Origin of the sequence: Thermoanaerobaculum aquaticum (genome assembly GCF_000687145.1) — a bacterium.
Classification (GTDB): domain Bacteria; phylum Acidobacteriota; class Thermoanaerobaculia; order Thermoanaerobaculales; family Thermoanaerobaculaceae; genus Thermoanaerobaculum; species Thermoanaerobaculum aquaticum.
Genome location: NZ_JMFG01000006.1, coordinates 74,362 through 84,728 on the forward strand (window position 1 = coordinate 74,362; position 10,367 = coordinate 84,728).

10 protein-coding genes and 1 pseudogene are annotated in these 10,367 nt (G+C 62.3%); 8 read left to right on the forward strand and 3 right to left on the reverse strand.

Features of this window, described 5'->3' with window-relative positions; translation table 11 throughout:
- Positions 1-3 precede the first annotated feature (3 nt).
- Positions 4-1,176 carry a hypothetical protein gene (locus EG19_RS02630; RefSeq protein WP_038047151.1) on the forward strand — a complete coding sequence of 391 codons (1,173 nt, stop codon included), beginning with the start codon at positions 4-6 and terminating at the stop codon, positions 1,174-1,176.
- Here EG19_RS02630 and EG19_RS02635 read toward each other — a convergent pair.
- From EG19_RS02635 to EG19_RS02645, 3 genes are all read right to left on the reverse strand, one after another.
- On the reverse strand, positions 1,173-1,538 hold the full coding sequence (locus EG19_RS02635; protein ID WP_038047152.1) for an ACT domain-containing protein: 366 nt from the start codon (positions 1,536-1,538) through the stop codon (positions 1,173-1,175). The genes EG19_RS02630 and EG19_RS02635 overlap by 4 nt on opposite strands.
- Before the next feature lie 54 nt (positions 1,539-1,592).
- Positions 1,593-2,471 carry a M23 family metallopeptidase gene (locus tag EG19_RS02640; protein ID WP_053334795.1) on the reverse strand — a complete coding sequence of 293 codons (879 nt, stop codon included), beginning with the start codon at positions 2,469-2,471 and terminating at the stop codon, positions 1,593-1,595.
- Between the two features lie 116 nt (positions 2,472-2,587).
- Complete coding sequence (locus EG19_RS02645; protein ID WP_081799862.1) at positions 2,588-3,508, reverse strand: DMT family transporter; 921 nt, start codon at positions 3,506-3,508, stop codon at positions 2,588-2,590.
- A gap of 137 nt (positions 3,509-3,645) precedes the next feature.
- Between EG19_RS02645 and EG19_RS02650 the strand changes: the two genes are divergently transcribed.
- The 7 genes and pseudogenes from EG19_RS02650 (at position 3,646) to EG19_RS02670 (ending at position 10,353) form a co-directional block, all read left to right on the forward strand.
- The gene (locus tag EG19_RS02650; RefSeq protein WP_152543866.1) at positions 3,646-5,208 is read left to right on the forward strand and encodes a sensor histidine kinase; all 1,563 of its coding nucleotides are present in this window, start codon (positions 3,646-3,648) and stop codon (positions 5,206-5,208) included.
- Position 5,209: 1 nt separating this feature from the next.
- Positions 5,210-6,217 carry a sigma-54-dependent transcriptional regulator gene (locus EG19_RS02655; protein ID WP_053334797.1) on the forward strand — a complete coding sequence of 336 codons (1,008 nt, stop codon included), beginning with the start codon at positions 5,210-5,212 and terminating at the stop codon, positions 6,215-6,217.
- Positions 6,218-6,235: 18 nt separating this feature from the next.
- Positions 6,236-6,346: pseudogene (locus EG19_RS14530) on the forward strand (AAA-type ATPase lid domain-containing protein); the annotation flags it as partial.
- A 63-nt stretch (positions 6,347-6,409) separates the two neighbouring features.
- Positions 6,410-6,589: a helix-turn-helix domain-containing protein gene (locus EG19_RS14535; protein ID WP_456119743.1), complete on the forward strand. Its 180-nt coding sequence runs from the start codon at positions 6,410-6,412 to the stop codon at positions 6,587-6,589.
- Positions 6,590-6,740: 151 nt separating this feature from the next.
- Positions 6,741-8,462 carry a cytochrome c3 family protein gene (locus EG19_RS02660; protein WP_161685296.1) on the forward strand — a complete coding sequence of 574 codons (1,722 nt, stop codon included), beginning with the start codon at positions 6,741-6,743 and terminating at the stop codon, positions 8,460-8,462.
- An 8-nt stretch (positions 8,463-8,470) separates the two neighbouring features.
- Entirely contained in the window at positions 8,471-9,499 is a 1,029-nt protein-coding gene (locus EG19_RS02665) for an SMP-30/gluconolactonase/LRE family protein (RefSeq protein WP_161685299.1), read from the forward strand.
- Between the two features lie 179 nt (positions 9,500-9,678).
- Positions 9,679-10,353, forward strand: a complete 675-nt coding sequence (locus EG19_RS02670; protein WP_038047162.1) for a cytochrome c3 family protein — start codon at positions 9,679-9,681, stop codon at positions 10,351-10,353.
- The last annotated feature ends 14 nt before the right edge of the window (positions 10,354-10,367 follow it).

Sequence of the window (10,367 nt, forward strand, 5' to 3'; positions counted from 1 at the left end):
CCGATGCTTGCCCGCTTTTTCCGCATTGGTTTGGTTTTTGCCGTGCTCTATTTCGTTAACGTCACCCCAAGCCATGCCATCCCCGCCTTTGCCCGCAAGTACCAGTTTTCCTGCTCCACCTGCCATGCCCCCTTTCCGCGGCTTAAGCCCTTCGGCGAGGAGTTTGCCGCCCGCGGCTTCCGCCTGGAGGACCCCTCCCAGGAACCCACCCGCGCCTTTTACGACGTGGGCGACCCTTGGCTGCAGCTCCCCCGGGAGTTCCCCCTGGCGCTGCGGCTGGACGGGTACGCTTCTCTGGTGGATTCCAAAGGGCAGCCCAGATCCACCGATGTGGAGTGGCCATGGTCGGTGAAGCTGCTCACCGGCGGGCAAATTTCCAAGAACATCTCGTACTACGCTTACGGCATCCTGGAAAAGGGCGAAACCATCAAGCTCGAGGACACCTGGGTGCAGTTCAGTTCGGTTTTTGGGGCGCCGGTGGATTTGATGGTGGGGCAGTTTCAGGTTTCCGACCCGCTCTTTAAGCGGGAGCTCCGCCTTTCCCGCAACGACTACGCCATCCTCAAGCTCAGGGTCGGTCACAGCCCCACCAACCTCACCTACGACCGGGGCTTGGTGCTCACCTGGCATGCGCCGGCCGAAATCGAGGTCATAGGGCAAATCGTCAACGGCAACGGCATTGAGCCCGCCGACGAGCGCTTCGACGACAACCGGTTTAAATCGGCAAGCTTGCGCCTGGCCCGCACCTTCGGACCGCTGCGGGTTGGGGTCTTTGGCTACCGCGGCAAATCAGGCCCCGACCAGGGACCTAACGACACCGTGACCTACTTGGGCCCCGATTTGGTGGCGGATCTCGGGGAGAAATGGCAGCTTTCCCTCTGCTACCTGCGCCGCACCGACGACGATCCCTTCCTCGTGGGCCGGCAGGGGGCTTCCCTTGCCACCAAAGGCGGGTTTTTGGAGCTGCACTTTTTCCCCCAGGGTCAGGACGGACGATGGGCGTTTACGCTTTTGGCCAACCGCGTGACCTCCGACCTTCCCAACGTGGAGGTCAAAAACCTCTCGCTCACGGCCAATTACCTGTTGGCACGGAACTTCCGCCTAGTGGCCGAGTTCCTCCGCGACCAAACCGCCGATCAAAACGTCCTTTCGCTGGGTTTGGTCACGGCGTTCTAGGCGGGAGTCGCAAACCTCTCCAGCCGGGCCTGGCGCAGCGCCGCCAAGGCCCGGCCAAGCTTTTCGTGGGGCACAAAAAGCCACAGGCCCTGAGCTCGGGATAACACCAGAACTGGAACTTCCACCTCCGCCAGGGCCGAGGCGGCGGCGGCCAAAAGCCCGGCATGGGCAAGGGAGCCAGACACCTCCACCCGCCGCCAACCGCTGCTTACCACCCGGGCTTCCGGCGGCAGTTGCGTTAAGGCCGATTCGGGGGCCAGGAAGGTGCGCGTATCAAGCGGGTAGCAACCTTGGGAGACCAGCTCCGGCCAGGGCAGTTCCCCACCGGCCAGGGAAACCACCGCGTAGCTTTCAGACGACACGTGGAGGCTCTGCCCAGATCTCACTGATAGCATTAGGCCCAACTCCAGGAAAAATCAGTAGGCGTCGAGGATGTAGTGCAGGGGGTTTTGCCTTTCCCCGTCTTTCCACACCTCGTAGTGCAGGTGGGGACCGGTGGTGCGGCCGGTCATGCCCACCCTTCCAATGACGTCCCCCCGCTTGACCCGCTGCCCTTCCTTCACCAGGATGCGGTCCAAGTGCGCGTAAACGGTTACGAAGCCGTAGCCGTGGTTGACCTTCACCACCCGGCCGTAGCCCGTTTCCCGATCGGCAAATACCACCAAACCATCGGCCGGGGCTTTCACCGGCGTGCCGTAAGCAGCGGAGATGTCCAGGCCGTCGTGAAACGCTGCCTGGCGGGTGATGGGGTCAATGCGGGGCCCAAAGCCATCGGTGATCACCCCCACCACCGGGGCAATGGAGGGAGTGTGCGACAACAGCAGCTGCTGCTCGGAAAGCCGCTGCTCCACCGCTCCCAGCTGCCGCTCCAGGCGCTCCTCCCGCTGCAAGAGGTGTTCGGGGCTGCCGGTGAGCCGATCCAGCGGTCCACCGGTACCCACCGAGGTCTTGCCCGGGAGGGCGGGTGCCACCAGGGCATCGGCCACCCCCGCAGCAATGGCCAGCTGCTTGGTGCGCTGCTCGAACTGCTCCAGCCGCGCGTGGACCTCGGTCAGGGCCTCCTGCAGCCGCTGGTTGGTGCGGCGAAGCTCTTTGTTTTCCTTTTCCAGAGAGCGGTAGAGGGCGCGCTGGCGGACGAAGTTGCCGGAACCCAAAAGCGCCACCAGCGACAAAACCACCGCCAGAACACCAAAGACCGCAGCAACCTTCAGAAGGGTTGGAGAGAGGTGGATTTTATAAACCCGCCCAGCAGCATGGGGAATGATGACAATGGTGCTGTGGCGCTTGTGGTTCAACCTCCAACCTCCTCCCAAAAAACTCAGCTACCACACGCAGCCGCAGCTGCAAAGGTAATGATGACAAGCTCGCCCAGGGCTGTCAACCCCAAGCCAAGTGATGCTGCTCACGGAACTTACTCTGGCTCGGCAGGCGCCGGGGGAGGCTGCGGGGAGCCCAGCACCAGGCTGACCCCCACCAGCACCAGCACCCCTCCCAGCAGGGCTTCCGGCCCGGGCCACTCCCCCAGCACCAACCACCCTAAGCTCACCGCCACCACCGGGTTGATGTACGCCGAGGTAGCCACCCGCGTGGCCGGCCAGGCTCGCAGCAGGAAAAAGTAGGCGGAAAAAGCCAAACATGAGCCGAACACCACCAGGTAAAGCAAGCTCAAAGCCGCTCCGGCAGTCAAAGGGCTGTGGAGAAGCCGTTCCCCCCTCACCAGCGCGATGAAGCTGAGCACCAGCGCACCGGAAACCATTTGCCACGTGGCCATTTCCAGCGGATGGTAGCGCTCCCGCACCCGCCGCACCCAGAGGGAACCCACCGCCCAAATCACCACCGATCCCTCCACTACCAAGGCGGCAAAGAAGTTTTCAGGCAGCACCTTTTCGGGGTGAAGCAAGAAGTAAGAGCCGACAAAACCCACGGCAATGCCCAACCAGCCCCTCACACCCAGCCGTCCCTCCCCCGGCAGCCATGATCCCGCCAGCGCCGAGAGGAGCGCGGTCCACAAGGGGCTGGCAGTAATCAACAGCGCCGTGTAGGAGGAATCCAAGCGGGTTTCAGCCCAAAACACCATGCCGTTGCACAGGCCGATGAAAAGCACCCCCACCCCAAAGGCTGGCCACAGGTGCCGCAGCTCAAAGCGAAAACGCACCCCCGCACGGGCCGCCAAAAGCCCCATCAAAGGCGCCGCCGCCCAGTAGCGAAGGGCTGCAAAGCTAAACGGGTTAAAGGAGTCAAGACCCACCTTGATGGCCAGATAGGTGGAACCCCACACCAGGCAAACCACCGCGTAAGCCAGAAGCTCCAAGGCCGGAACTTTCCGTCGCACCCGCTCATGCTACGCCATGCTGCGGGCTTATTTACTCGGCAGTAGCCTGACGGCAGTAAAAAAATCGAATTCAACTTTCCTTAAACACACAGCCGTTACGGTCCTTTTACGCTCGAGCGAAAATCCGCTAGACTGGTGTGGGCAGGGTGCGGGGTAAGGGGCTCCGCTTGCGGGGGGATATGCAGGAACAAGGAGAGGCTAAAAAGCCGGACGGCAACCACCGGATCGCCGAGAAGCTCGCATCGTTGGTGCGCGACTGGCGAATCCGCACCTTGCTGCCGGTAATCCTCATCCATCTGGTGGCCTTTACGGCCCTTTTTGGCTATATCTACCGGCACGCGATCCACGGCGTTGTCAACGACTACCAGCAAATCGCCACTTCCCTTCTGAACGAGGTGGAAGCTTACTTTGCCGACTCAATGAAGCTTCATGGGAGCCAAGAGGTCCGCCAAATCTTCACCCGTCAGCGGCACTACCGCACGATCAGCCTTGCTCTCCTGGATTCCAGCGGCCGGGTCACCGTTGCTACGGACCCCGCAAGCCTTCCGCAAGCAGAGCTCGCGTCCTTGGTGGCCAAAAGCCTGAAGGAAAAAACGGCGTGGAGTGGCCCACAGGGGGAAGAACTTTGGGTCACCGGCGTGCGTCGGCTGGAAAACCTACCGGAATGCCGGCGGTGCCACAACCAAGAAGGCGAGACACTGGGCTTTGTGGTCATGAGGCAGGACATCTCCGTCCCCTTGCGGGCCGCGCAAGGTTGGGTGCGCAGCGGGTTCGCGGTCATTGCCACCGTGTGGCTCGGCCTGTTGATCGTGATGAGCTGGCTTAAAGCTTTGGTGATTGCCCGCCCTCTGGAGCAAATCCAGGAAAGCCTGCAAGCGGCTACCCCAGGCGGCAAGGTTTCCAAGTACGACCTGGAGGCCATGGCTGCGGAGCTGCAAGCCACCATTCTCCAACTGCTGCGAAAGGAGCAGGAGCACGAAAACGCCCTGGCGTCTTCTATGGCCCGAGCGGAACAGCTGGCTTGCCTGGGGGAAATGGCGGCCGGGCTTACCCACGAGATCAAAAACCCTCTGGCTGCAGTGATGGCGGCCTTGGAAACCCTGGTGCAGGACGCCAAACGAGGCGAGGCACCCCAGCCGGAGATCCTTGCGCAAATGCTGCGGGAGCTGCAACGGGCCCATGGAACGTTGGATCGACTGCTGACGCTGGCCCGTCCCGCCAAGCCGCAACGGGTCAAAGTGGATTTGGCTAAGCTTCTCCGCGAGATGGCTACGCTCTTTGAACCCCGGGCCCGCCGGCGGAACATCACTTTCGAGGTTCGCATCCCCCGGGCGCTCCCAACCCTGGAAGCCGATCCGGATTTGCTGTCGCAGCTCTTCATCAACCTGGTGACCAACGCCTTCCAGGCCACACCCCCCAATGGAGCCATCACGGTTTCCGCCACGCCCTTCCCCCAAAACGACGGGATAGCGGTGATGGTTTCGGATAACGGCTGCGGCATCCCCAAGGAAAACCTCCCGCGGGTTTTTGAGCCGTTCTTTACCACCAAGGAAGGCGGCACGGGGTTAGGTCTGGCCATCGCCCAGCAAATCGCCAGCCAGCACGGGGGTACCATCAGGATTGACTCGCAGCCCGGGCAAGGTACCCAAGTGCTGGTGCTGCTGCCTGTGCAAGTTCAAAGGACAACCGAGGAACCTTAGGATGGCATTGGTCCTGCTCGTTGAAGACGAACAGCTCCTCCGCTGGTCCATGGCCCGCTGGCTGGAGCAGGCAGGGTTTCAGGTGCACCAGGCGGGAAGCCTTGCGGAAGCCAAAGAGCACCTGCACCAGCACTGCCCAGACATCGTGCTTTTGGACCTCGGTCTCCCCGATGGGTTCGGTCTGGACTTGATTGAAGAGGAAAAGCAAAACTTACGGGAAAGCGAAATCATCGTGGTCACCGCTTCCGGCCACGTGGAAGACGCGGTGCGGGCCATGAAGATGGGGGCCTTTGACTTCCTCACCAAGCCGGTTTCCCAGGAAGCCCTGCTGGAGGTGGTGGAGAAGGCCAGTGCCTGGCGTCGGAGCTCCCGGGACGCCGAGGGTTTCCGGCGCCTCACGGAATCGAAAATTAAAGGCCCCCTCATTGCCCACTCACCGGCCATGCTGCGGGTGCTGGACCAAGCTAAACAAGTGGCGGCAGCACCCACCACCGTTCTCATTCAAGGAGAAACCGGCGTGGGCAAGGAGGTGTTGGCTCGCTTTATCCACGCCAACTCCCCTCAAGCCAGCGGCCCCCTGCAAGCCATTAACTGCGCGGCCATTCCCGAGCAACTGGTGGAAAGCGAGCTTTTTGGCTATGAAAAAGGGGCGTTTACCGACGCCCGCGAAAGCCGCAAAGGGGTCTTTGAGCTTGCCGACGGCGGCACCGTCATCCTTGACGAGGTGGCGGAAATCCCCTTGGCCCTCCAGGCCAAGCTGCTGCGCTTTTTGGAAGAGCGGACTTTACGCCGACTGGGTGGAACCCGGGAAATACGGGTGGAGGTACGGGTGATCGCCATCACCAACCGCAACCTGGAGCAACGGGTGGCCGAGGGGCATTTCCGGTCCGATCTCTTTTACCGCCTCAACGTATTCCCCATTTGGGTGCCTCCCCTCAGGCAACGCCGGGAAGACATCCTGCCCCTGGCCCGCCATTTCTTGCAGAGCTTTGCCGCCCCCCTGGGCTAGCGCTTCAGCCACTTTGCCCCGCGGGTGGAAGCGGCGCTTTTAAACCACTCCTGGCCCGGCAACGTGCGGGAGCTGCGAAACCTCATGGAGCGCACCGCACTCTTGGAGGAAGGCGGAGTGGTGGTGGGCCGCGCTTTGAACTGGGGGGAAGTGGAGGCCGAGCCCGCAGCTCACAAGCCCACCGCAGAGCTGGTGCCGCTGGAAGAGCTGGAGTTTCGCGCCGTTGTGAACGCCATGCGGGCCAGCAAGGGAAACCAGTCGGAAGCCGCACGGCTTTTGCGCATCAGTCGCGATCAGCTGCGGTACCGGGTCAAGCAGTACCGGAAAGCCGGTCGCTGGCCCAAAGACCTGGAAGAGTTGGATGAAGCATGAACCGCCCCGTACCAGGAAGCTGGCACAGAGCTTGCTTCAACGGGCGAGGGCGGTCAAGCCGCAAGCTTTGCGGCTTAACCCGGCCAAAGGGTAACTTCCAGCCCGTGCAAGGGGTTGCCCGGTGCGCACCGGAGAGAAAGGAGGGCGGACCTTGGCTGTAAGGCGGTGGCTATTGGGTATTTTTCCCCAGGTGCTGCTTTTGACTTCGGTGGCGCTCCCGGTTTTGGCCAAGCAGCATCCGAGCTTGGTCAACCCTGAGACCACCCGCTGCAGCACCTGTCACCAGCTCTTCCCCCCATCCGCGCAAGCTCACCCTCCGGCGGAGAAGAAGTGCCTTACCTGCCATCGCTTTACCAAGGAAGGGGAGAAAACCCAGGTAGCCTTGGCCGCATCCCAGCCTGACCTCTGTCTTTCCTGCCACAAAGGGCTCAGCAAGCCAGCAAGCCTCACCCTCACCGGCGCCCATCCCCCCGTGGGCGATCAGTGCACCTCCTGCCACGAACCCCACGCCAGCACGGAAAAGCACCTTTTGTCGCAAGGACCACCAAAGCTGTGCCTTTCCTGCCACGGGGAAAGAGACGTGCAGGACAAACACCCTCTGCCGGTGCTGGCAAGCTCCTGCGTGGGCTGCCACGCCCCGCACGGAAGCGACGTGAAGGGCATGCTTCTGGGCCAGGTGCTCCACCCGCCTTTTGCCGAAAAGACCTGCCAGGCTTGCCACCGGAAGGGGTTAGGCAGCAAGGTGCTGATGCAAAAAACCGGTGCCGCCTTGTGCTTTGCCTGCCACAGCCAGCAAGAAAAAACCTGGAGTTCCGGGACCGTGCACGGGGCGGTGCAAAAAGGCCAGTGCACCGCCTGCCATAACCCCCACCTTTCCGCCCAACCGCACCTGGTGCGAGCCACCGGCCCAGCGTTATGCGTGGGATGCCATCAGGATGTGGGAAAGAAGCTGCAAGCCAAGACCCCGCACCCCCCGGCGCAGGAAGACTGCCTCACCTGCCACCAACCCCACCAGGCCGACCGTTCCGGCTTGCTGCAGGCTCCAGTCAATGAACTTTGCGGCAACTGCCATGACGGAAGCGACAAGGGTTTCGCGGCCAAGCACCTGCAAGCCAAAGGGGACAAGCTGGCGTGCGTGGGCTGCCACGACCCCCACGGCAGCCAAGGGGTGCACCTGCTGGCGGAAGGTTCCTCTCACCCGCCCTTTGCGGAGGGGAGCTGCGATGCCTGCCACGAGGGCAGCGCTCAAAAGGTCATGGAAGGCGGCAGCCGGAAGCTGTGCTTTGCCTGCCATTCGGACATGGAAGAAAACCTGGCCAAGGGGGATGTGCACGGGGCGGTGGAAGCCGGCGAGTGCGTGGCCTGTCATTCCCCCCACGCCTCGCGGCAATCTAGCCTCCTGAAAGCCACGCCCGCTTCGGTGTGCGGTGAGTGCCACCCCGATCAGCTGCCCGGACCGGGAGAAACCGCCCACGGCGTCATCAAAGTTCTGGGCTGCCAGGCCTGCCACCAGCCCCATCAGGGCAAGGACAAGCTCCTGCGGAAAGAAGGACCCGAGCTCTGCACCGCCTGCCATGTGGCCAAGGCCACGTCGGAGCTGCAGGTGACGCTGTTTGGCAAGTTCACGGTTCCTCGCGAGCAGTGGAGCCAATGGGCGCGGCTGCGGCTTACCCCCGACGGCACCCGCAACCACCCCGTGACCGGCCACCGGGTCTTGGGCACCCCCACCGCCGCCGGGCGCAACAAAAGCAGCTTTACCGGCGAGCTTTCCTGCCTGACCTGCCATGACCCCCACAAGGGTCAAGGTCGGGCGCTCGCCCGCCAGGGGCAGGATGGCAAGCCGGTTACCTGCGAAACCTGCCACGCCAAATGAGGGTGAACATGAAAGCCTGTTTTTTGTTGTGGGTCGCGGTTCTTTCCGCCTGTGCTTCTGCCCCTAAACAGGCCAAGACAGAGGCCGATCCCTATGCCCGCTACGTCTGGCCCCCACCACCCGATGAAGCCAAGATCCGCCTGGTGACGATCCTTTCCGGGCGCGCCGATGTGGAAGCCGAAAGCAAATGGAAAAGAGCCCTCATTGGCGCCTCCCCCCACGCGGTTTTTGACTTCCTGCGCAAGCCCTTTGCCGCGTTGTTCGATGCTCAAGGTCGCCTGTGGGTTTCAGACCCCGGCCTGCACGCGCTGGTGCGGTTTGATCAGCAAAACCGCCGCTACGACGTGTTTGGCACCACCGGCAGCTTGCGTTTGAAGACGCCCCTGGGCTTGGGGCTGGGACCCGACGGCACGGTGTACGTGGCCGACGCGGATCTCAAGCGGGTTTTGGCCTATGGGCCGGAGGGGGAACTGAAGACCGCGTACGGCAAACCCGGGGAGTTGGAAAACCCCACCGATGCCGCGGTTTCCCCGGACGGCAAAAAGCTCTACGTCACCGACTCCAAAGCCCATCGCGTGGTGATCTTCGAGGCAGCGACCGGCAAAGTGGTGGGAAGCTTTGGGGAAAGGGGCTCCGGGGAAGGCCAGTTCAGCTTCCCCTCGGCGCTGTGCTTTGACGCCGAAGGGCACCTTTTTGTGGTGGACCAAATCAACGCCCGGGTGCAGGTTTTCGACAGTGACGGGACCTTTCTGCAGGTAATTGGCGGACTGGGCGTGGGATTTGGCAACTTCGTGCGGCCCAAGGACGTGGCCGTTGACAACCAAGGCCGCCTGTACGTCAGCGACGCCGCGTTTAACAACGTGCAGATCTTCGACCGCGAGCTGCGCCTGCTCACCTTTGTGGGGGAAACCGGCGAGCAACCGGGGCAGTTCCGCATTGCTTCGGGTATTGCCGTCCGCCCGGGGGAGTTTGCGGTGGTGGACCAGTTGGGCCGCAGGGTTCAGCTCTTCCGCTACCTACCCACTACTGGGGAATGAAACCCACAGGGTGGGGATTTTTCCCCAGCTTCTTTTTATCCATCCCCACCGCGCCTTGTTAACAGCTTGATTACGAGAAGATTACACAAAGCGGTGAAATCTGTATCGCTTGGCATTTGCTTTGCATCAAATGCGACAGGGGGCTTTCCCAGAAGGGAAAGCCCAGGAAAGGAGGATGTATGAAGAAAGTTTTGGTTGTCTTTGCTTCTCTTATCTTGGCGGTGGGTCTCGCCAGCGCCGCTTCCATCGTGGGCTCCAAGCACGACCTGCGGGCCTCCGGGGGCGGCACCCCCACCGGCCAAGGGTTAACGGAGGTTTGCGTGGTGTGCCACACCCCCCACCAGGCGAGCGCTGCCAACGGCCAGTATCCACTGTGGAACCACCAGGGTACAGCTACTGCCAGCTTTGGGGTCTACAGCAGCCCCACCATGAACGCCACCCCGGCGGAAATTGGCGGGGCAGCCATGGGTTCGCAGTCGGTTTCGCTCCTGTGCATGAGCTGCCACGATGGAACGGTGTCGGTGTTGGCCATGTACAACAATCCACCCAGCGGTGCGCCTACAGTCAATCCCATTAGCGGACGAATTGATGCCTCCGGTCGCATCATCAGCACCGCCAACATTGGCACGAACCTGACCGATGACCATCCGGTGAACTTCACGTACAACACGGCCTTGGCCAATGCCGACGGCGGCTTGGTGGACCCAGCAACCAGCCCCACCATTCAGGGCTGGCTGGTGGCCGGGACCGTGCAGTGCGCCTCCTGCCATGACGTGCACGATCCCCAGTACACGCCGTTCCTGCGCGCTGACAACACCGGCTCGGCGCTGTGCCTCACCTGCCACATCAAGTAGTTTTTCGAAGGCGT

Bases quoted from the DNA above. Each gene is read 5' to 3' on its own strand.
- EG19_RS02630 (WP_038047151.1), top strand. From the start codon at position 4: ATGCTTGCCCGCTTTTTCCGCATTGGTTTGGTTTTTGCCGTGCTCTAT.
- EG19_RS02655 (WP_053334797.1), top strand. From the start codon at position 5,210: ATGGCATTGGTCCTGCTCGTTGAAGACGAACAGCTCCTCCGCTGGTCC.
- EG19_RS02665 (WP_161685299.1), top strand. From the start codon at position 8,471: ATGAAAGCCTGTTTTTTGTTGTGGGTCGCGGTTCTTTCCGCCTGTGCT.
- EG19_RS02670 (WP_038047162.1), top strand. From the start codon at position 9,679: ATGAAGAAAGTTTTGGTTGTCTTTGCTTCTCTTATCTTGGCGGTGGGT.